Source organism: Kocuria sabuli, assembly GCF_040981185.1.
Classification (GTDB): Bacteria; Actinomycetota; Actinomycetes; order Actinomycetales; family Micrococcaceae; genus Kocuria; species Kocuria sabuli.
Genome location: NZ_JAVHZE010000003.1, coordinates 287,281 through 308,255, shown reverse-complemented (window position 1 = coordinate 308,255; position 20,975 = coordinate 287,281). Strand labels below are relative to the sequence as shown.

17 protein-coding genes are annotated in these 20,975 nt (G+C 73.9%); all 17 read left to right on the top strand.

What is annotated here, in order from left to right:
- Window positions 1-2: 2 nt before the first annotated feature.
- Window positions 3-1,652: a UDP-N-acetylmuramoyl-L-alanyl-D-glutamate--2,6-diaminopimelate ligase gene (locus tag RE027_RS05320; RefSeq protein WP_368807199.1), complete on the top strand. Its 1,650-nt coding sequence runs from the start codon at window positions 3-5 to the stop codon at window positions 1,650-1,652.
- On the top strand, window positions 1,649-3,253 hold the full coding sequence (locus RE027_RS05315; protein WP_368807198.1) for a UDP-N-acetylmuramoyl-tripeptide--D-alanyl-D-alanine ligase: 1,605 nt from the start codon (window positions 1,649-1,651) through the stop codon (window positions 3,251-3,253). Before RE027_RS05320 ends, RE027_RS05315 begins: the two co-directional genes overlap by 4 nt.
- Window positions 3,250-4,365 (top strand): phospho-N-acetylmuramoyl-pentapeptide-transferase, encoded by a 1,116-nt coding sequence (gene mraY / locus RE027_RS05310; protein ID WP_368807197.1) that lies wholly within the window; start codon window positions 3,250-3,252, stop codon window positions 4,363-4,365. Before RE027_RS05315 ends, mraY begins: the two co-directional genes overlap by 4 nt.
- Window positions 4,362-5,885 carry a UDP-N-acetylmuramoyl-L-alanine--D-glutamate ligase gene (murD, locus tag RE027_RS05305; protein ID WP_368807196.1) on the top strand — a complete coding sequence of 508 codons (1,524 nt, stop codon included), beginning with the start codon at window positions 4,362-4,364 and terminating at the stop codon, window positions 5,883-5,885. The genes mraY and murD overlap by 4 nt, the downstream gene beginning before the upstream one ends.
- Window positions 5,882-7,117, top strand: coding sequence for a putative lipid II flippase FtsW (gene ftsW / locus RE027_RS05300; RefSeq protein ID WP_368807195.1), 1,236 nt, complete (start codon window positions 5,882-5,884; stop codon window positions 7,115-7,117). The genes murD and ftsW overlap by 4 nt, the downstream gene beginning before the upstream one ends.
- On the top strand, window positions 7,114-8,241 hold the full coding sequence (gene murG, locus RE027_RS05295; RefSeq protein WP_368807194.1) for an undecaprenyldiphospho-muramoylpentapeptide beta-N-acetylglucosaminyltransferase: 1,128 nt from the start codon (window positions 7,114-7,116) through the stop codon (window positions 8,239-8,241). Before ftsW ends, murG begins: the two co-directional genes overlap by 4 nt.
- On the top strand, window positions 8,231-9,634 hold the full coding sequence (gene murC, locus RE027_RS05290) for a UDP-N-acetylmuramate--L-alanine ligase (RefSeq protein WP_368807193.1): 1,404 nt from the start codon (window positions 8,231-8,233) through the stop codon (window positions 9,632-9,634). Before murG ends, murC begins: the two co-directional genes overlap by 11 nt.
- Entirely contained in the window at window positions 9,634-10,758 is a 1,125-nt protein-coding gene (locus RE027_RS05285; protein ID WP_368807192.1) for a cell division protein FtsQ/DivIB, read from the top strand. Before murC ends, RE027_RS05285 begins: the two co-directional genes overlap by 1 nt.
- A 250-nt stretch (window positions 10,759-11,008) precedes the next feature.
- Complete coding sequence (gene ftsZ / locus RE027_RS05280) at window positions 11,009-12,256, top strand: cell division protein FtsZ (protein WP_368807191.1); 1,248 nt, start codon at window positions 11,009-11,011, stop codon at window positions 12,254-12,256.
- A gap of 168 nt (window positions 12,257-12,424) precedes the next feature.
- Window positions 12,425-13,162: a purine nucleoside phosphorylase YfiH/LACC1 family protein gene (locus RE027_RS05275; protein ID WP_368807190.1), complete on the top strand. Its 738-nt coding sequence runs from the start codon at window positions 12,425-12,427 to the stop codon at window positions 13,160-13,162.
- On the top strand, window positions 13,159-13,920 hold the full coding sequence (locus RE027_RS05270) for a YggS family pyridoxal phosphate-dependent enzyme (protein ID WP_368807189.1): 762 nt from the start codon (window positions 13,159-13,161) through the stop codon (window positions 13,918-13,920). Before RE027_RS05275 ends, RE027_RS05270 begins: the two co-directional genes overlap by 4 nt.
- Window positions 13,921-14,048: 128 nt before the next feature.
- Window positions 14,049-14,576, top strand: a complete 528-nt coding sequence (locus tag RE027_RS05265) for a cell division protein SepF (RefSeq protein ID WP_368807188.1) — start codon at window positions 14,049-14,051, stop codon at window positions 14,574-14,576.
- Window positions 14,577-14,585: 9 nt separating this feature from the next.
- Window positions 14,586-14,876 carry a YggT family protein gene (locus RE027_RS05260; RefSeq protein ID WP_368807187.1) on the top strand — a complete coding sequence of 97 codons (291 nt, stop codon included), beginning with the start codon at window positions 14,586-14,588 and terminating at the stop codon, window positions 14,874-14,876.
- 116 nt (window positions 14,877-14,992) lie between these two features.
- Window positions 14,993-15,694: a DivIVA domain-containing protein gene (locus RE027_RS05255; RefSeq protein WP_368807186.1), complete on the top strand. Its 702-nt coding sequence runs from the start codon at window positions 14,993-14,995 to the stop codon at window positions 15,692-15,694.
- Window positions 15,695-15,846: 152 nt separating this feature from the next.
- Window positions 15,847-16,419, top strand: a complete 573-nt coding sequence (gene lspA, locus RE027_RS05250; RefSeq protein ID WP_368807185.1) for a signal peptidase II — start codon at window positions 15,847-15,849, stop codon at window positions 16,417-16,419.
- Window positions 16,412-17,371 carry an RluA family pseudouridine synthase gene (locus RE027_RS05245; RefSeq protein WP_368807184.1) on the top strand — a complete coding sequence of 320 codons (960 nt, stop codon included), beginning with the start codon at window positions 16,412-16,414 and terminating at the stop codon, window positions 17,369-17,371. Before lspA ends, RE027_RS05245 begins: the two co-directional genes overlap by 8 nt.
- A gap of 55 nt (window positions 17,372-17,426) precedes the next feature.
- On the top strand, window positions 17,427-20,975 hold the full coding sequence (dnaE, locus tag RE027_RS05240; protein ID WP_368807183.1) for a DNA polymerase III subunit alpha: 3,549 nt from the start codon (window positions 17,427-17,429) through the stop codon (window positions 20,973-20,975).

Below are 20,975 nucleotides of genomic sequence, written 5' to 3'. Positions count from 1 at the left end.
TGATGGACGCGACAGCCCAGCAGGGACACGACGCGCAGACGATGCGCCCCGCCAGGCCCCGGCCGCTGAGCCTCGCGGAGACGGCCCGGCTCGCGGACGGCACCGCACCGGTCCGCGCCGTGGACGTCACCGGCATCTCCCTGGACTCCCGGCAGCTGCGCCCCGGCGACCTCTACGCGGCCCTGCCCGGCGCCCGCGCGCACGGTGCGCAGTTCGCGGTGCAGGCAGCGCGCGCGGGCGCGGTCGCGGTGCTCACCGATGCCGAGGGCGCCGCGCTGCTCGAGCGCGCCGGTGTGGACCTGCCCGTGGTCGTGGCCCCGGACCCCCGCCGGTCGGTCGGGGCGATCGCGGCCCGGGTCTACGGCTCCCGCCCGCAGGACGGCACCGCCCCGGTGCTGTTCGCGGTCACCGGCACCAACGGGAAGACGACCACCACCTACTTCACCAACTCGGTGCTCCGCGCGCTCGGTCGCCGCACCGGGCTGATCGGCACCATCGAGATCCTCGCCGGCGAGCAGGCCATCCCCTCGCGGCTCACCACGCCCGAGGCCCCGCACGTGCACGCGCTGCTCGCCCTGATGCGGGAGCGAGGCATCACCGCGGCGTCCATGGAGGTCTCCTCCCACGCCCTCCAGTTCCACCGGGTGGACGGGGTGCGCTACGACGTGGCCGGGTTCACCAACCTCACCCAGGACCACCTGGACCTGCACGGGTCGATGGAGGAGTACTTCGCCGTCAAGGCCCAGCTGTTCACCCCCGAGCGCACGCGCCGGGCCGTGGTCGTCGTCCAGGACGAGGACGACGCCTGGGGCCTGCGGATGGCCGAGCACGCCCGGGAGCAGCTCGGGGCCGAGCACGTGGACACGGTCGCCCTGCGCGGCGACGTGCCCGGCGACCGCGACGCCGGCCCGGACCGGCACGGCGCCGACTGGACCCTGACGGCCCTGGGCCGCCGCGGCATCGGGCACTCCTTCGCCCTGCTGCACCGGGACGGGCGCTCCCTGCGCGTGTCCACCGCCCTGCCGGGCGACTTCAACGTGGCCAACGCCGCCCTGGCCGTGGTGATGGTCGTGGCCTCCGGGGTCGACGTCGCGCGGCTGCAGCGGGTGCTCGACGAGGAGGACCCGCTGACCACGGACGTGCCCGGCCGGATGCAGCTGATCGGCACCGAGCCGACCGCCGTCGTCGACTTCGCGCACAACCCCGACGCCCTGCGCCGGGCCCTGGGCGCCGTGGAGCCGCCCGCGGCGGAGGGCCGCGTGCTCGTGGTCTTCGGCGCCACGGGGGAGCGGGACCGGACCAAGCGCCCCGTCATGGGCGAGGTCGCGGCCCGGCACGCCGACGTGGTGATCGTCACCGACGACGACCCCCACGACGAGGAGCCGGCCGGGATCCGTGAGGAGGTCGCCGCCGGGGCGCGGGCGGCGCGCGCCGCCGGCGCCCGCGCCCAGGAGGTGCTCGTGCTCGCACCGCGGGCCGTGGCCATCCGGGCCGCGGTGGCCATGGCGGGTCCGGCCGACTCCGTGCTCGTGGCCGGCCGCGGGCACGAGACGGTCCAGGAGATCCGGGGCGTGGACCACCCGCTGGACGACAGGGAAGAGCTGCGGGCCGCACTGGCCGACGCGCAGCAGGGCCGTTGGGAGGACCGATGATCGAACTGACCGCTGCACAGATCGCGCAGATCACGGGCGGGCGCGCCGTCGGCGACGCCGCCGCGCGGGAGGTCGTCGTCCAGCACGTCACGACCGACTCCCGCGAGGCCCGTCCCGGGACGCTGTTCGTGGCCAAGCCGGGCGAGGTCACCGACGGCCACGAGTTCGTGGGCGCGGCGTTCGCCGCCGGGGCGGTGCTCGCGCTCGTGGAGCGCGAGGTCGCCGACGCCGCGGACGTGGCCTACCCCGGCGTCCTCGTCCCCGACGTGGTCGAGGCGATGGGCCGGCTGGCGGCGTGGGTCGTGGCCCAGCTGCGCGCCGACCACGAGGTCACGGTCGTCGCGGTCACCGGCTCCGTGGGCAAGACCACCACCAAGGACCTCCTCCGGGGCGTCTTCGCCGAGGAGGGCCCCACGGTCGCGCCCCGCGGCTCGTACAACGGCGAGGTGGGCGTGCCCCTCACGGTCTTCGAGTGCACCTCCGAGACGCGCTACCTCGTCGTCGAGATGGGCGCCACCAGGATCGGCAACATCGACTACCTGTGCCGCATGGTCCGCCCCGACATCGGGGTGGTGCTGTGCGTCGGCTCAGCCCACGCCGGCGAGTTCGGCGGGGTCGCCAACATCGCGCGCGCCAAGGGGGAGCTCGTGGAGTGCCTCCGCGCGGACGGGGTGGCCGTGCTCAACGACGACGACGCCCTGGTGCGCCAGATGCACGGGCGCACCGCCGCGCCCGTGCTGTACTTCGGGGAGTCCCCGGCCAACGTCCTGCCGGACGTGCCGGCTGCCCGCGTCCACGCCTCCGGGGTGCGGCTCGGGCCCGGCGGCAACCCCGAGTTCCTCCTGCACCTGCCCGACGGCTCCGAGCACCGGATCGTCTCCCGGCTCATCGGGGAGCACCACGTGACCAACCTCCTCGCCGCGGCCTCCGCGGCCTTCGTGGCCGGGGTCGCCCCGGAGCGGATCGCGGCCTCGCTCAACGCCCAGGGCGCCGGGAGCCGGTGGCGGATGGAGCGCACCGAACGGGCCGACGGGGTGACCGTGGTCAACGACGCCTACAACGCAAACCCGCAGTCGATGCGGGCCGCGCTGCAGAGCCTGGCCCAGCTGGGCCGGGGGGCCGACGGGTCCGCGCCCCGCCGCACGTGGGCTGTGCTGGGAGGCATGCTCGAGCTGGGGGACAGCACCGTCGAGGAGCACGACGCGCTGGGACGCATGGTCGTGCGGCTCAACATCTCCAAGCTCGTCGCGGTCGGCGATCTGGCCCGACCGGTCTACGACGCCGCCCAGCTCGAGGGCTCGTGGGGCAACGAGGCCACGTGGGTGGCGACGGCCGAGGAGGCCGAGGAGATCCTGCGCGAGGAACTGGCCCCGGGCGACATCGTCCTGTTCAAGTCCTCCAACGCCTCCGGCCTGCGGGTGCTGGGCGACCGGGTGGCGGCCACCGCCCACGGCGGCGCCGACGGGCCCGCCCCCGGCAACGACGCCCCCGCGCGGGGCGACCACTGGCGCTCCGCCGGGCCCTTCGTCAACGCCTCCCTCGACCCGAGTGGCCGGCCGGTCACCCCGGGCCGCGCCGCCGAGAGGGACGAGCAGGCATGATCCAGATCCTCATGGCCGCCGGACTCGCGCTCGTGCTGTCCCTGTTCGGGACCCCGGCCTTCATCAAGTTCCTCGCCCGCCGCGGCTACGGCCAGTTCATCCGCGACGACGGCCCCACGAGCCACCACACCAAGCGCGGCACGCCCACGATGGGCGGGGTCGCGATCCTCGGCTCCGTGGTGCTCGCCTACGGGCTCACGCACCTGGTCTCCGGCCTCGTGTGGCCGTCCTACGGCGGGGTGACCCTCTCCGGGCTCTCCGCGCTGCTGCTGATGCTCGGCATGGGCCTGGTCGGGTTCGTCGACGACTACAAGAAGATCGCCAAGAAGCAGAACCTGGGCCTGAGCCCCATGGGCAAGATCGTGCTGCAGGGGCTCATCGGCACCGCCTTCGCGCTGCTGGTGCTGCTCGTGCCCGACCAGCAGGGCTCGACCGCCGCGTCCTCGGCGATCTCCTTCACCCGGGACACCGTCCTGGACCTCGCCTTCGCCGGCCCCGTGCTCGGCGCGGTGCTCTTCGTGGTCTGGGTGAACCTCATCGCCACGGCCACCACCAACGCCGTCAACCTCACGGACGGCCTGGACGGGCTCGCCACGGGAGCGTCCATCCTGGTGTTCAGCGGCTACATGCTGATCGCCATGTGGCAGAACACCCACCTGTGCGGGTCCGTGTCCGCGGGCGTGTGCTACGAGGTGCGCGACGCCGCCGACCTGGCCATGACCGCGGCCGCCCTCGTGGGAGCCCTCGTCGGCTTCCTGTGGTGGAACACCTCCCCGGCCAAGATCTTCATGGGCGACACCGGCTCCCTCGGCCTCGGCGGGGCGCTGGCCGCGTTCGCCGTGCTCACCCGCACCGAGCTGCTGCTCGTGCTCATCGCCGGGCTGTTCGTGGTGATCACGATCTCCGTGATCCTGCAGGTCGGCTACTTCAAGCTCTCCGGCGGCAAGCGCATCTTCAAGATGGCGCCCCTGCAGCACCACTTCGAGCTCAAGGGCTGGAACGAGGTGACCATCGTGGTCCGCTTCTGGATCATCGCCGGGCTGTTCGTCGCGGCCGCGCTCGGCGTCTTCTACGGCGACTGGCTGCTCTCCCACGGAGGAATGATCCAATGATCCACGCGAGCAACGACAACCCCGTCCTGGACCGCCCGCGCCTGGCGGGGCTCACGAGCTGGGACGCGGACTGGGCGGGGCTGCGCGTGGTCGTGGCCGGGATCGGGGTCTCGGGCTTCGCCGCGGCGGACACCCTGATCGAGCTGGGCGCCCGCGTCGTCGTCGTCGACGGGGCGGACACCCCGGAGACCCGCGGCAAGGCGGACACCCTGCGGATCGTGGGGGCGGCGGACGTGCTGCTGGGCCAGGAGCACCAGGGCACGGTGCCCGACGTCGACGGCGCCCGCCCGGAGCTCGTGGTCACCTCCCCGGGCCTGCGGCCCGACCACCCGCTGCTGGCCGCCGCGGCCGCCGAGCGGATCCAGATCTGGGGCGACGTCGAGCTCGCCTGGCGGGTCCGCGAGCGCGCCGGGCGGAAGACCGCCGAGTGGGTGTGCATCACCGGCACCAACGGCAAGACCAGCACGGTGGGGATGACCGATTCGATGCTGCGGGCCGCGGGGTTCACGGCGGCGGCGGTGGGCAACGTGGGCACGCCGATCCTCGACGCGCTGCGCGAGCCGGTCGAGCACGACGTGCTCGCGGTGGAGCTCTCCAGCTTCCAGCTGCACTGGGCGCACTCGGTGTCCCCGCTGGCCTCGGTCGTGCTCAACGTCGCCGAGGACCACGTGGACTGGCACGGCGGCTACGAGAACTACGTCGCGGACAAGTCCCGGATCTACGAGAACACCCGGGTGGCCTGCGTCTACAACGCCCAGCAGCCCGAGACCGTGCGGATGGTCGAGGAGGCCGACGTGGTGGAGGGCTGCCGCGCCGTGGGCTTCACCCTGGACACCCCCGACGTCAGCATGCTCGGGGTGGTGGAGGACCTGCTCGTGGACCGGGCGTTCCTGGAGGACCGCCGCGGCTCCGCCCTCGAGCTGGCCTCCGTCGTGGACACCGGCACGATTCCGACCCCCCACGGCGTGGCCAACGCCCTGGCCGCCGCCGCTCTGGCCCGCGCCGCCGGCGCGCCGCCGGAGGCCGTGCGGGACGGGCTGCACGCGTGGGAGCCCGGCGACCACCGGATCCAGGCCGTCGCCACGACCCACGGCGTCGTGTGGGTCAACGACTCCAAGGCCACCAACCCGCACGCCGCGGACGCCGCTCTGTCGGCGTTCGGCTCGGTCGTGTGGATCGCCGGCGGGCTGTCCAAGGGCGTGTCCTACGACCGGCTCGTGGCCCGGCACGCGGAGCGGCTGCGCACCGTGGTGCTCATCGGCACCGACAACGAGGCGCTGCTGGCGGCCCTCGCCGAGCACGCCCCCGAGGTCCCCGTCCTGCGGGCGGGCGAGGACGGGACGAGCGACGGGGACGCCGTGATGGCCGGCGCGGTCCGGCTGGCCCACGGGGCGGCGCAGCACGGTGACACCGTGCTGATGGCCCCGGCGTCCGCGTCGATGGACCAGTTCGGCTCCTACGCCCACCGCGGCGACGCGTTCATCCGCGAGGTCGTCGAGCTCGTGGAGCGGCTGTCGTGACCCAGCTCCGGGACCGGACGGGGGACCGGGAGCCCGTGCACGGGCCCCGGGGCGGGCTGCGGCGCTTCTGGCGCGCGCTCGTGGACGGCCCGCTCGTCCACTCCTACTACGCGCTGGCCGGATCGGTGCTGCTGCTCACCGGCATCGGCATCATGATGGTGCTTTCGGCCTCCGCGGTGGAGTCCATCTCCGTCCAGGAGTCCGCCTACTCGTACTTCCTCAGGCAGGCCACGTACGCGGGCCTGGGCATCGTGCTGATGTTCGGGCTCTCCTTCGTGCCCACGTCCTGGTACCGGCGCGGCGCCAACGGGCTGCTCGTGCTCTCCGTGGTGCTCCTGCTGCTGGTCTTCACCGGACTGGGCCAGGAGATCAACGGCAACCGGAACTGGATCGTGGTCGGCGGGCAGTCCTTCCAGCCCTCCGAGGCCGCGAAGCTCGCCGTGTCCGTGTGGCTCGCGGTGGTCCTGGCCCGGCAGGGGGACGCCGTGCGCGACTGGCGCCAGGCCCTGTGGCCCTCGGCGCTGGGCATCGGGATCCCCACCCTCCTGGTCGTGCTCGGCGACGACGTCGGCACGGCCCTGGTCTTCGCGCTGATCTACGCCGCCGCGCTCTTCTTCGCCGGGGCCCCGCTGCGGCTGTTCGCCGTCGCCGCCGCCGGGGCGGCCGCGCTGGGCGCGCTCGCGGTCGCCGCGGCCCCCCACCGCGTGGACCGCATCACCGGCTGGCTGTTCGGGGAGTGCGGGGCCACCGACGCCTGCTACCAGGCCGACCAGGGGCTCAACGCCCTTGCCTCGGGCGGTTGGTGGGGCGTGGGCCTGGGCCAGTCCCGGCTCAAGTACAACTACGTCCCCGAGGCGCACAACGACTACATCTTCTCCATCATCGGAGAGGAGCTGGGTCTGCTGGGGACGGTGCTGATCCTCGCCCTGTTCGCGGCCATGACCCTGGCGATGGCACGGATCATCCTGCGCGCCCGCAGCCGGTTCGTGCGGATCGCCACCGCGTGCGTCGTGACCTGGCTCGTGGGCCAGGCGTTCATCAACATCGGCATGGTCACCGGGGTGCTCCCGGTGATCGGCGTCCCCCTGCCGTTCATCAGCTACGGTGGGTCCTCGCTGCTGATGAGCCTGGCCGCCGTCGGTGTGGTGATGTCCTTCACCCGCCTGCCGCGCCGGATCCCGGTCCCCTCCCGCACCCCCCGCCCCCGCACCCCGAACGAGGATCGCGCATGACACCGTCCCGACCGACCTCCGAGCGCACCGCGCCCTCGGTCCTGCTCGCCGGCGGTGGCACCGCCGGGCACGTGAGCCCCCTCCTGGCCGTGGCCGCCGCCCTGCGCGAGCAGGCCCCGCAGGCCCGGCTCACCGCGGTGGGCACCGCCTCCGGCATGGAGACCCGGCTCGTCCCGCAGGCCGGGCTCGAGCTGGAGCTCGTCGACCGGGTGCCCCTGCCCCGGCGGATCTCCGTGGACCTCGCCCGGCTGCCCGGGCGGCTGCTCGGCGCCGTGCGGCAGGCGGGCGAGATCCTGGACCGGGTGCGCCCCGACGTGGTCGTCGGCGTCGGCGGATACGTCTGCACCCCCGTCTACCTCGCGGCCGCCCGGCGCGGCCTGCCCATCGTGATCCACGAGGCCAACGCCCGCCCCGGCCTCGCCAACCGGGTGGGCGCGCGCTGGGCCCGGACCGTGGCCACCGCGTTCCCCGGCACGCCCCTGCGCGGCGCCGTGACCGTCGGCATGCCCATGCGCCGGGAGATCTCCGGCCTGGACCGGGCGGGCCTGTGCGCCGAGGCGCGCCGCTCCTTCGGGCTCGACCCGGACGTGCCCACCGTCGTCGTGACCGGCGGCTCCTCCGGGGCCCTGAACATGAACCGGACCGTGGCGGGCGTGGCGGAGGAGGCCGCCGGGCGGGGCCACCAGCTGCTCCACGTCACCGGCCGCGGCAAGCAGCTCACCCGCGACGACGGCACGCTGCTCGAGGCCCCCGGCTACGTGCAGGTCGAGTACGTCGACGGCATGGAGCGCGTCTACGCGGCCGCGGACCTGCTGGTGGCCCGGGCCGGCGCCGCGACCGTCTCCGAGGTCGCGGCCGTCGGCCTGCCCGCCGTCTTCGTCCCCCTGCCCGTGGGCAACGGCGAGCAGTCCCTCAACGCGGCCTCCCTCGTGGCCGCCGGCGCGGCGCAGCTGGTCCCCGACGACGCCTTCACCCCCGCCTGGTACCGCGGGCACGTCCACCCGCTGCTGGCCGCGCCCGAGCGCCTGGCCGCCATGGCCACCGCGAGCCGCGAGCACGGCGTGCGCGACGCCGACGCCGTCGTGGCACGCCTCGTCCTCGAGGAGGCCTCCCGTGGGCGCTGAGCGCGAGACCGACCCCGCCCGGCTGGGCCGGGTCCACTTCATCGGCATGGGCGGGGCCGGGATGTCCGCCGTCGCCAAGCTCATGCTCGCCCACGGCGTCCCCGTGAGCGGCTCCGACCGGCAGGACTCACCGGCGCTGCGCCAGCTCGAGGACCTGGGCGCCACGGTGTTCGTGGGACAGCGGGCCGAGCACGTGGCCGGGGCCCGGACCGTGGTCGTCTCCACCGCGATCCCGCCCGAGGACCCCGAGTACGCCGCAGCACGCGCCGCCGGGCTGCGCGTGCTGCACCGCTCCGACGGGCTGGCCGCCACGATGCACGGCCGCGACGTCGTGGCCGTCGCCGGCACCCACGGCAAGACGACCACCAGCGCCATGGCCGCGCTCGCCCTGCAGTCCGCCGGCCTGCACCCGTCCTGGGCGATCGGCGCGCACGTGGCCGACCTCGGCGCCAACGCGGCGCTCGGGGACGGCCGGTGGTTCGTCGCCGAGGCGGACGAGTCCGACGGCTCCTTCCTCAAGTACGGGCCCCGGGTCGCCGTGGTCACCAACATCGAGCCCGACCACCTCGACTTCTATCCGTCCCGCGAGGCCTTCTACCGGGCCTTCGACGACTTCGTCGCGACCATGCCCGAGGACGGGCTGCTCGTGGCCTGCCAGGACGACGCCGGCTCCCGGGCCCTGGCGCAGCGGCACCGGGCCGCCGGCGGGCGCGTCGTCAGCTACGGTGCGGACGCCGGGGCCGACGTCCGGGTGCTCCCGGGCGAGGCCGACGGGCTGCGCACCCGCAGCACCCTGGTGCTCGGGGAGGGCGCCGACCGCCGCGAGGAGCAGCTCGAGCTCGCGGTGCCCGGCCGGCACAACGTCCTCAACGCCACGGCCGCCTTCTGCGTGGCGCTCGAGGCCGGCGTCCCGCCCGCGGACGCGGTGCGCGGGCTGGCCGGGTTCCATGGCTCGGCGCGGCGCTTCGACCTGCGGGGCGAGGTGCGCGGCGTCCGGGTCTTCGACGACTACGCCCACCACCCCACGGAGGTCGTCGCGGCCCTCACCGCGGCCCGCGAGGTCGCGGGCGGCCACCGGGTGATCGCGATCTTCCAGCCGCACCTGTTCTCCCGCACCCGGGAGTTCGCCGCGGAGTTCGCCGAGGCGCTGTCCCTGGCGGACGAGAGCCTGGTCATCGACATCTTCGCCGCCCGCGAGCAGCCCGTCGACGGGCTCAGCAGCGAGGTCATCACCGATCGTGCCCCGGCCCACGTCCGCTACGTCCCCGACGGCGCGGAGGCGGTCGCCGAGGCCGCCCGCGCGGCCCGCGCGGGGGACCTGGTGCTCACCGTGGGCGCCGGCGACGTCACCCGCCTCGGCCCCACGCTCGTGGACCGGCTCGGGGAGAGCTGATGAGCCGGCACGGCCGCCCGCACCAGCCGCGGTTCGGGGAGGACCCCCGGGACCCCGGTGGCACCGGCACCCCGGGAGCGGGGTCCGGGACCCCCGGGGAGCCTCCCGCGGGTGCCGACCCGGAGGGCGCCGCCGACGCGCCCTCCGCACCGGCGGCGGGCACCGCGCCGGGGCCGCCGGACTCCGGGCCCCCCGCGCCGCGGGGCGGGCGGGTGCGCGTGAACGACGGGGGCAAGGTCACCCCGCTGTCCGACGAGGACGAGCTCGAGGAGGTGCCCGCGGCGGGCGGCCGGTTCAGCGCCTGGCGACGGCACCGGCAGGAGCGCGCCGGCTCCCGGACGCTCACCGCGTCCCGGCTGCCCGCCGACGTGGAGCCCGCCCGCGCCGGCTCCACGGCGGTCGGGGCCACCGTCGTCGCCTTTCCCGGCTCGCCGGGCGCCCGGCGCCGCCGGCACCGGCTCGCGGCGGCCCTCGGCGTGCTCGCGGCCCTCGCGGTGCTGGCCGGCGTCCTGTTCCTCTCCCCGGCCCTCGCCGTCCGGGACATCTCCGTGCGCGGCGGCGAGCTGACCGACCCGGCCAGCGTCGAGGAGGCCCTGGACGGCTACCGCGGCGTCCCGCTGACCCGGATCTCCAAGAGCGAGGTCCGGGAGCGGGTGGGGGCCATCCCGCAGGTCCGCTCGATCGAGGTCCTGTTCGAGCCGCCGCACCACCTCGTGGTCGAGCTGCACGAGCGGGTGCCCGTGGCCGCGGTCCAGGACGGGGACGAGTTCGCCGTCGTGGACTCGGAAGGCGTCCGGCTCACCACCGTGGCCTCCGCCGAGGAGGCCGGCGTGCCCGTGGTCACCGGGGACCGCGACGTGCTCGGGAGCGAGCGCTTCGAGGCCATCGCCGACGTGCTCGCCGCCCTGCCGGAATCCGTCCTCGCGCAGCTGCGCACGGCCTCGGCCGAGTCGCTGTCCTCCGTGGAGCTGGCCTTCGCCGACGGCCGCACCGTCGTCTGGGGCACGGCCGAGGACAGCGAGCTGAAGGCGCAGGTGCTGCGGGAGCTCGTCGAGGCCCGCGGCGCCGACAGCGGGATCGAGACCTACGACGTGTCGAGCCCCACGCGCCCCGTCGTGCGCTGAACGCCGCGCAGATCCGTCAGGTTCCACCGGAGGTTTAAAGATGGATCCGACTACACCACGGCCTGCTGTTTTGGCGAAAAGTGTCGAAAGCGGTATGGCTTGTCGTGCAGGCGGTCCCCTCGGTTGTTAGGCTTGACCTCGACATCGAACCGCCAGGAGAAGCAGCTGACGGCCTGACGTTCGACCTTCGATCAAGGGTTGAGCAACGGCTCGCGACCCCGGCCCCGAACCATCTCGAGTTAGGTACCCATTGGACTCCTCCACCCCTCAGAACTACTTGGCCGTCATCAAGGTCGTCGGAATCGGCGGCGGCGGCGTCAACGCCGTCAACCGGATGATCGACGAGGGCCTGCGCGGCGTCGAGTTCATCGCGATCAACACGGACGCCCAGGCCCTGCTGATGAGCGACGCCGACGTCAAGCTCGACGTCGGGCGCGAGCTCACCCGCGGCCTGGGCGCCGGCGCCAACCCCGATGTCGGGCGCCAGGCGGCGGAGGACCACCACGAGGAGATCGAGGAGGTCCTCAAGGGGGCCGACATGGTCTTCGTGACGGCCGGCGAGGGCGGCGGCACCGGCACCGGCGGCGCCCCCGTGGTCGCCCGGATCGCCCGCTCCCTCGGGGCCCTGACCATCGGCGTGGTCACGCGCCCGTTCACCTTCGAGGGCCGCCGCCGGTCCAACCAGGCGGAGAACGGCATCGAGACCCTGCGCGACGAGGTCGACACCCTCATCGTCATCCCGAACGACCGGCTGCTGTCCATCTCCGACCGCAACGTCTCCATGCTGGACGCCTTCAAGTCCGCGGACCAGGTGCTGCTCTCCGGCGTGCAGGGGATCACCGACCTGATCACCACGCCCGGTCTGATCAACCTCGACTTCGCCGACGTGAAGTCCGTGATGCAGGGCGCCGGCTCGGCCCTCATGGGCATCGGCGCCGCGCAGGGCGAGGACCGTGCTGTCAAGGCCGCCGAGCTCGCGATCGCGTCCCCGCTGCTCGAGGCCTCCATCGACGGCGCGCACGGCGTGCTGCTGTCCATCCAGGGCGGCTCGGACCTCGGCCTGTTCGAGATCAACGAGGCGGCCCGCCTGGTGCAGGAGGTCGCCCACCCCGAGGCGAACATCATCTTCGGCGCGGTCATCGACGACGCCCTGGGCGACCAGGCGCGCGTCACGGTCATCGCCGCGGGCTTCGACTCCGTGAGCCCGGAGACCAACGCCAACAACACCAACGCGGCCGCCCAGCAGGCCGCGAGCACCCGTGCCGCCTTCGGCTCGGGCGCCGGCCAGCCCGCCGGTCTGGCCCGCTCCCCGCAGCGCGGCGGCGCCCCCTCCCTGAGCCAGCCCGTGAGCTCGCAGCGGTGGGCCCAGCCGGCGGCCAACGACGACGTCCCCGACGACGCCGGCTTCGACGTCGACCTGCCCGCCGAGGCCGAGGCCGGCTCCGCCGCCGGGTCGTCCCGGAAGGACTCCCTGGACTTCCCTGACTTCCTGAAGTGAGGTCCGGCCCGGGGGCGGACGCGGAGCACCGCGTCCGCCCCCGGGCGCTTTAACGCCGTCCCGCCCGGCGGGGCGTGCGGCAGGACGGGAGCACCGGCGGGACCACCCGCCCGGTGCGGCACGACGACCGGCGGGACGGCCGGTGCGGCACGACGGAGGAGGAGCACGGTGTTCTGGTGGCAGGACGAGGTCGGGCACGGCGTCCGGGTGGCGTTCACGGACCGCGGCGCGGGCAATCTCGCGCTGCACACGGGTGACGACCCGGCCGCGGTGCGGGAGCGCCGGGCGGCCCTGGAACGGGAGATGGGGGTGGGGGGCGGTTCCCTGCTCTTCCTCGAGCAGGTGCACGGCACCGAGGTCGCCGACGCGGACCGCCCCGACCGCCCGGCCGTGCCGACCGCGGACGCCGCGGTCACGGCCACGGGCGTGCCCTTGGCCGTGATGGTCGCCGACTGCCTGCCCGTGGTCCTGGTGGCCACGGGGCCCGAGGGGCCCGTCACGGCCGTGGCGCACGCCGGTCGGCGCGGGCTGCTCGACGGCGTGCTGGAGCGCACCGTGGAGCGGATGCGGGCACGGGGCGCGCACGGGGTCGCGGCCTGGATCGGGCCCTCGGTCTGCGGGAGCTGCTACGAGGTGCCCACCGCGATGCGGGAGCAGTCCGCACGGCGGATCCCCGCCGTGGCGGCCACGACGGCCTGGGGCACCCCGGCGCTGGACCTGCGCGCCGGCGCCCGGGACCGGCTCGCCGGCCTCGGCGTCGACGTGACCGAGCCGGCGGCAGCCGGCCCGCCCTGCACGCTCGAGAACGAGCGGCTCTCCTCGCACCGGCGGGACCCCCGCTCCGGGCGGTTCGTCGGCCTCGTCTGGCGGGGCACCCCGGGCGACCGGGCGGAGCGGGCGGCATGAGCGCCGGCGGGGAGGACCCGCGCGGCCGGGAGCTGGCCGAGGCGCTCGACCGGGTCCGCGCCCGGATCGCCGGCGCGGCCCGGGCGGCCGACGCCACCGTGCAGCCCACGCTGATCGCCGTGACGAAGTTCTTCCCCGCCGCGGACGTGGTCCGGCTGCACCGGCTGGGCGTGCGCGACGTGGGGGAGAACCGGGACCAGGAGGCGTCCGCGAAGGCCCGGGAGGTCGCGGAGCTCGTGCCGGCGCCCCTCGCCTGGCACTTCGTCGGGCAGCTGCAGTCGAACAAGGCGAAGTCCGTCGTCCGCTACGCCTCGTGGGTGCACTCCGTGGACCGGGCCTCGCTGGTCACCGCCCTCGGCAAGGCCGTGCTGCGGCACCGGGACGAGGCCGCGGCCGGGCAGGCGCCCGCCGGGCCCTGCACGGAGCAGGACCTCACCTGCCTGGTGCAGGTGTCCCTGGACGCCGAGGAGCACCGGGGCGGCGTCCGCCCCGAGGACGCCGTCCGGCTCGCCGAGCAGATCGCCGCCACGGAGGGTCTGCGCGCCGGAGGGGTCATGGCCGTCGCCCCGCTGGGGGCGGCCGCCGGCCCCGCCTTCGACCGGCTGCGGGTCGTCTCGGAGCAGCTGCGGCAGTCCCTGCCGGAGGCCGCCGCGATCTCCGCGGGGATGAGCCAGGACCTCGAGGAGGCGGTCGCCCGGGGAGCCACGCACGTGCGCGTCGGCTCCGATATCCTCGGCCCCCGCCCGCCCGTAGGATAGCTTGGAGGACGGCCCCGCGGGGCCAGGGCCGTACCGCGATCCGTGCAGCACGACGGGTGCCGGGCGGTCCGAGGATCCCGGAACTTCCCCCACCGCCGATATCCGCACAGACAGTCAAGGAGAGCACCATGGCCGGAGCGTTGCGCCGCACCATGATCTATCTCGGCCTCGCCGAGACGGACGAGGACTACGACGACCCGACGCCTGCCCGCCAGGAGCACCAGTCCGCCGTCGCGGTCCGCGAGGAGCCGCGCGACGCCCGCGCGCAGGGGTCCACGGCCGTGGCCGTGCCGCGCGGGTCGGCCGAGTACAGGGCGCCGGTCACCCCCATCAAACGCGCCCCCTCCAGCTCTCGAGAGGACAGCTCGACCTTGCGCACGATCACCACGGTCCACCCCCGTTCCTACAACGACGCCAAGTCCATCGGCGAGGCCTTCCGCGAGGGCACCCCCGTCATCATGAACGTCAGCGACATGGGCGACGCCGAGGCCAAGCGGCTGGTGGACTTCTCCGCCGGCCTGGTCTTCGCCCTCCACGGCTCCATCGAGCGGGTGACCGGCAAGGTCTTCCTGCTCACCCCGTCCTACGTCGAGGTCGTCGGCCACCCCGCCGGCGGCGACGGCGAGGACGGGTCCGACGACCACCCGGAGGACTGAGGCTGACCGATGGATCTGTTGCTCTCGCTGCTCTACCTCGCCCTGCACCTCGTGTACGTGGCGCTGCTCGCCCGCCTCGTCCTGGACTGGGTGCAGATGTTCGCCCGCAGCTGGCGGCCCCACGGGATGGCGCTCGTGGGCGCCTCGGCCGTGTACACCGTCACCGATCCCCCCATGCGGTGGCTGCGCCGGGTCGTGCCGCCGCTGCGCTTCGGCGGGGTGGCGCTGGACCTCGGGTTCCTCATCCTGATCTTCGCCGTCAGCATCGTCCAGGGCATCGTCGGCTCGCTGCTGATCTGAGCCGGTCCCGCCCTGCCTGTACCCTTTAACCGCACGACCCGCCGGGGCCCTGCCCCGGTCGGACGGAACCCCCGTCGCGGGCCGCGCCCGCGCCCCGCCCCAGGAGGAATGCACCCATGGCCCTGACGCCCGAAGACGTCATCAACAAGCGGTTCCAGCCCACGAAGTTCCGGGAGGGCTACGACCAGGACGAGGTCGACGACTTCCTCGACGAGATCGTCGTGGAGCTGCGCCGCCTCAACCAGGAGAACGCGGACCTCAAGCAGCAGCTCGAGACCGCCGGCCGGCCCGTCGCACCCCGGGACGCCGCGCCCTCGGCGGGCTCCGAGCCGGGCCCGGCCGCCGCCGAGCACCCGGCCGACGAGCGGCCCGCCGGCGCGGAGCCCATCGAGGCGCGGTCCGCGGGGCCCGTGGCCGAACCGGCCGCCCCGGCCGTGGCGGAGACCACCCCGGCCACCGGGGCGGCGCAGTCCGCCGCCGGTGTCCTGGCGATGGCGCAGAAGCTGCACGACGACTACGTCGCCGAGGGCACCGCCGAGCGCGACCGGCTCGTCGCCGAGGCCCGCGTCCAGGCCGAGGAGCTCGTCGAGGACGCGCGGCGGACCCGCGAGGAGACCCTCACCGCCCTGCGGGACGAGGAGGCCGAGCTGCAGCGCCGGGTCGCCGGGCTGCGCGGCTTCGAGCAGGACTACCGCGACAGCCTCAGAGGCTTCATCCAGGACCAGTTGCACGACCTCGAGACCACACCGGCCCTCGAGCCCGTGTCCGCCGCGGACGCCGACGGGGTCTCCGCCGCGGCTCCGGCCCGCGAGGCCTGAGCCCCGCTCCCCGCGGAAGAGCCCCGACGGAGGGACCGGCCACGCGGCCGGTCCCTCCGTCGTCGTCCCGGCCCGTGCCCGCCCGGCGGGACGTGGCACCATGGAGCGGGGCCCGTGACCGGCCCCGCCACCCGACCCCTCCCGAGGAGAGCATGAGCGAGCACCCCGAAGCCCCCGCGGGCACGACCGGCCGCGCGGCCCCGCGCGGCGTGCTGCTCGTGGCCGCGGCCGCCGCCCTGCTGGTCTACGTCCTCGACCAGCTCACCAAGTGGTGGGTCGTGGCCACCATGGAGCCCGGCCAGCGGACGCCGGTGGTCGAGGGCCTGCTGTGGTGGCAGTTCATCCGCAACCCCGGGGCGGCCTTCTCCCTGGGGGAGGACGTCACCTGGCTCTTCACCATCGTGATGACGGTCGTCTCCGTCGTGATCGTGCTGACCCTGCGCCGGGTGCGCTCGGCCGCGTGGGCCCTGGCGCTCGGCCTCGTCCTGGGCGGGGCCCTCGGCAACCTGACCGACCGCCTCCTCCGGGAGCCGGGATTCGCGGTCGGCCACGTGGTCGACTTCATCGCCGTGCCCCGCTTCGCGATCTTCAACGTCGCCGACTGCGGCGTGGTCGTGGGCGTGTGCCTCGTGGTGCTCCTGACCCTGCTCGGCCGGGAGCTCGACGGCACCCGCGCCGCCGAGCGGCTCGGGACCGCGCCGGGGGAGGAGAGCACCCGTGCCTGAGCCCGAGCACACCACCGAGCACACGGTCGAGCGCTTCACCGTGCCGCCCGAGCTGGAGGGCCACCGCGCGGACGCCGCGGTCGCCGTCCTCACGGGTCTCTCGCGCTCCGCGGCCGCCGGCCTCTGCGCCGAGGGGCGCGTGCTGCACCGCGGGCGCCCGGTCACCAAGTCCTTCCGGGTGGAGGCCGCCCAGACGCTCACGGTGCACGTCCCCGTCCCCGAGGACCCGTCGCGGATCGTCCCGCAGCTGGTGGAGGACTTCCGCGTGGTCCACCTGGACGACGACATCGTGGTGATCGACAAGCCGCCGGGGGTCGCCGCCCACCCGTCGCCGGGCTGGAGGGGCCCCACCGTGGTCGGCGCCCTGGCCGGGGCCGGCGTGGCCGTGAGCACCTCCGGGGCCCCGGAGCGGCAGGGCGTGGTCCACCGGCTCGACGTCGGCACGTCGGGGCTGATGGTCGTGGCCCGCACCGAGCGCGCGTACACCGCGCTCAAGCGGGCCTTCAAGGAGCGCACGGTCACGAAGGTCTACCACACCGTGGTGCAGGGCCTGCCGGACCCGCTGCGCGGGACCGTCGACGCCCCGATCGGGCGCCACCCCGGCTACGAGTGGCGCTTCGCCGTGGTCGAGGGCGGGCGCCACGCGGTCACCCACTACGAGGTGCTCGAGGCGTTCGGGCGCGCGACCCTCGTCGAGGTGCACCTGGAGACCGGGCGCACCCACCAGATCCGCGTGCACTTCTCGGCGCTGCGCCACCCGTGCTGCGGGGACCTCACCTACGGTGCGGACCCCGCGCTGTCCGCCGGACTGGGCCTGACCCGGCAGTGGCTGCACGCCAAGGGGCTCGGCTTCGAGCACCCCGGGACGGGGGAGCCGGTCGAGTTCGGGAGCCCGTACCCGGCGGACCTCTCGTTCGCCCTGGAGAGCCTGCGGGACGGCGGGCCGGCCTGACCCGGCACGGCCCCGGCGACGCGGAGCGGTCGGTGCGGGCGACTACACTGGTCGGGTGACGACGGCTACCGGCAAGAACAGCTTCACCCACCTGCACGTGCACACCGAGTACTCCATGCTCGACGGTGCGGCACGCCTGGACGACCTCTTCGAGGCCTGCCACGAGATGGGGATGTCCTCCCTCGCGACGACCGACCACGGCTTCGTCTTCGGTGCCTTCGACTTCTGGAACAAGGCCCGCAACGCGGGGATCAAGCCGATCATCGGGGTCGAGGCGTACCTCACCCCGGGCACCGCCCGCTCGGACCGCACCCGCGTGAAGTTCGCCGACGGCGGCCGCGACGACGTCTCCGGCGGCGGCGCCTACACCCACATGACCCTGCTGGCCGAGACCACGCAGGGCATGCAGAACCTGTTCCGGGCCTCGTCCCTGGCCTCCCTCGAGGGCCAGCTGTACAAGCCGCGCATGGACCGCGAGCTGCTCAGCACCTACGGCAAGGGCCTGATCGCCACCACGGGCTGCCCCTCGGGCGAGGTCCAGACCCGGCTGCGCCTGGGCCAGTACCAGGAGGCCCGCCAGGCCGCCGCGGAGTTCCGCGACATCTTCGGGCCCGAGAACTTCTACTGCGAGCTCATGGACCACGGCCTCGCGATCGAGAAGAACGTCACCGGCGACCTCCTGAAGCTCGCCAAGGACCTGCAGCTGCCGCTCGTGGCCACCAACGACCTGCACTACACCCACGCCGAGGACGCGAAGTCCCACGCCGCGCTGCTGTGCGTGCAGTCGGGCTCCAGCCTGCAGGACCCCAAGCGGTTCAAGTTCGACGCCGACGAGTTCTACCTGAAGTCCCCGGCCGAGATGCGCGAGCTCTTCCGCGACTTCCCGGAGGCCTGCGACAACACCCTGGAGATCGCGGAGCGGTGCAGCGTCGACTTCGACACCTCCGCGAACTACATGCCCCGCTTCCCGACCCCCGAGGGCCACGACGAGGACTCCTGGTTCGTCGAGGAGGTGCAGAAGGGGCTGCACCACCGCTTCCCGGGCGGGATCCCCGAGGACGTGCAGCGCCAGGCGGACTACGAGAAGGGCATCATCCTGCAGATGGGCTTCCCCGGGTACTTCCTGGTGGTCGCCGACTTCATCAACTGGGCGAAGAACAACGGGATCCGCGTGGGCCCGGGCCGTGGCTCCGGGGCCGGGTCCATGGTGGCCTACGCCATGCGCATCACCGAGCTGAACCCCCTCGAGCACGGGCTGATCTTCGAGCGCTTCCTCAACCCGGACCGCGTGTCCATGCCCGACTTCGACGTCGACTTCGACGACCGCCGCCGCGCGGAGGTGATCCACTACGTCACCGAGAAGTACGGGGACGAGCGCGTGGCCATGATCGTCACCTACGGCACCATCAAGGCCAAGCAGGCCCTCAAGGACTCCTCGCGCGTGCTCGGCTACCCCTTCTCCATGGGGGAGAAGCTGACCAAGGCCATGCCGCCGGACGTGATGGGCAAGGGCATCTCCCTCAAGGACGTCTACGACGAGAGCGCCAAGCGCCACGGCGAGGCCGACGAGCTGCGCGAGGTCCTGGCGCAGGACCCCGAGGCGAAGAAGATCTTCGAGACCGCCGAGGGGCTCGAGGGCCTCAAGCGGCAGTGGGGCGTGCACGCCGCCGGCGTGATCATGTCCTCGCACCCGCTGATCGACATCATCCCGATCATGCGACGGGAGCAGGACGGCCAGGTGATCACGCAGTTCGACTACCCCACGTGCGAGGGGCTCGGACTGATCAAGATGGACTTCCTGGGGCTGCGCAACCTGACGATCATCTCCGACGCCCTCGAGAACATCACCCTCAACCAGGACGGGTTCGTCCTGGACCTGGAGAACCTGGGCCTGGAGGACGCCGAGTCCTACGAGCTGCTGGCCCGCGGGGACACCCTGGGGGTGTTCCAGCTCGACGGCGGGCCCATGCGCCAGCTGCTCAAGATGATGCGCCCCGACAACTTCGAGGACATCTCCGCGGTCATCGCCCTGTACCGGCCGGGGCCGATGGGCGCGAACTCGCACACGAACTACGCCCTGCGCAAGACCGGCCAGCAGGAGATCACCCCGATCCACGCGGAGCTCGAGGAGCCGCTCGCGGAGATCCTCAACACCACCTACGGGCTGATCGTCTACCAGGAGCAGGTCATGGCGATCGCCCAGAAGGTCGCGGGCTTCACCCTGGGCCAGGCGGACATCCTGCGCCGCGCCATGGGCAAGAAGAAGAAGTCCGAGCTGGACAAGCAGTACGCGGGCTTCCACGGGGGCATGGTGGAGCGCGGGTACTCGGAGGGCGCCGTCAAGGCCCTGTGGGACATCCTCCTGCCGTTCTCCGACTACGCCTTCAACAAGGCCCACTCCGCGGCCTACGGGCTCGTGTCCTACTGGACCGCCTACCTCAAGGCCCACTACCCGGCCGAGTACATGGCCGCGCTGCTCACCTCGGTGGGCGACGACAAGGACAAGCTCGCCCTGTACCTCACCGAGTGCCGCAGGATGGGCATCACCGTGCTGCCCCCGGACGTCAACGAGTCCGCGCTGAACTTCACCCCGGTCGGCACCGACATCCGCTTCGGCATGGGCGCGGTGCGCAACGTGGGCGCCAACGTGGTCGGCGCCATGGTGGATGCGCGGGACGAGAAGGGCGCCTTCACGTCCTTCAACGACTTCCTCGCCAAGGTCCCCGCGGTGGTGTGCAACAAGCGCACGATCGAGTCCCTGGTCAAGGCGGGCGCCTTCGACCGGCTCGGCCACACCCGGCGGGGCCTGGTGCTGTGCCACGAGGAGGCCGTGGACGCCACGGTCGCCGTCAAGCGCCAGGAGGCCGCGGGACAGTTCGACCTCTTCGGCGGGATGGGCCTGGACGAGGACGACCCCACGACGTCGCTGACGGTGGCGGTGCCCGACGTCCCCGAGTGGGAGCGCAAGGACCTGCTGGCCTTCGAGCGCGAGATGCTGGGCCTGTACGTCTCCGACCACCCGCTGCGCGGGCTCGACGAGGCGCTGGGCCAGTACGCCGACACCTCGATCCAGCCGCTGCTCGGGGAGGACGGCCGGCCCGACGGCGCGGTCGTGACCGTGGCGGGCATGATCACGTCCCTCTCGCGGCGGATCGCCAAGACCTCGGGCAACGCCTACGCCCGGGTGGAGCTCGAGGACCGGACCGGTTCCATCGAGGTGATGTTCTTCGGCAAGGCCTACGCCCCCATCGCGGGGGTGCTCGCGGAGGACCTGATCTGCGTGATCAAGGGCCGGCTGCAGCGCCGGGACGACGGGTCGGTGACCATCTCCGCCCAGGAGCTGACCGTGCCGGAGCTCACGGCCGACGGGCACAGCGGACCCGTGCTCATCGCGCTGCCCGAGTTCCGCGCCACGGAGGCCACCGTCAAGGAGATCGGGGCGGTGCTGCGCAACCACCGCGGGGACTCCGAGGTGCGCATCCACCTGGAGACCCGGCAGAAGGTGCAGGTCCTGCGCCTGGGCCCGGACCTGCGGGTCAACCCCTCGCCGGCCCTGTTCGGGGACCTCAAGGTGCTGCTGGGCCCCACCTGCCTGGAGGTCTAG

Coding starts and splice junctions, on each gene's coding strand:
- RE027_RS05315 (WP_368807198.1), top strand. CDS start 1,649: ATGATCGAACTGACCGCTGCACAGATCGCGCAGATCACGGGCGGGCGC.
- RE027_RS05320 (WP_368807199.1), top strand. CDS start 3: ATGGACGCGACAGCCCAGCAGGGACACGACGCGCAGACGATGCGCCCC.
- RE027_RS05260 (WP_368807187.1), top strand. CDS start 14,586: ATGGATCTGTTGCTCTCGCTGCTCTACCTCGCCCTGCACCTCGTGTAC.
- RE027_RS05255 (WP_368807186.1), top strand. CDS start 14,993: ATGGCCCTGACGCCCGAAGACGTCATCAACAAGCGGTTCCAGCCCACG.
- murD (WP_368807196.1), top strand. CDS start 4,362: ATGATCCACGCGAGCAACGACAACCCCGTCCTGGACCGCCCGCGCCTG.
- mraY (WP_368807197.1), top strand. CDS start 3,250: ATGATCCAGATCCTCATGGCCGCCGGACTCGCGCTCGTGCTGTCCCTG.
- RE027_RS05270 (WP_368807189.1), top strand. CDS start 13,159: ATGAGCGCCGGCGGGGAGGACCCGCGCGGCCGGGAGCTGGCCGAGGCG.
- RE027_RS05285 (WP_368807192.1), top strand. CDS start 9,634: ATGAGCCGGCACGGCCGCCCGCACCAGCCGCGGTTCGGGGAGGACCCC.
- RE027_RS05265 (WP_368807188.1), top strand. CDS start 14,049: ATGGCCGGAGCGTTGCGCCGCACCATGATCTATCTCGGCCTCGCCGAG.
- murG (WP_368807194.1), top strand. CDS start 7,114: ATGACACCGTCCCGACCGACCTCCGAGCGCACCGCGCCCTCGGTCCTG.
- lspA (WP_368807185.1), top strand. CDS start 15,847: ATGAGCGAGCACCCCGAAGCCCCCGCGGGCACGACCGGCCGCGCGGCC.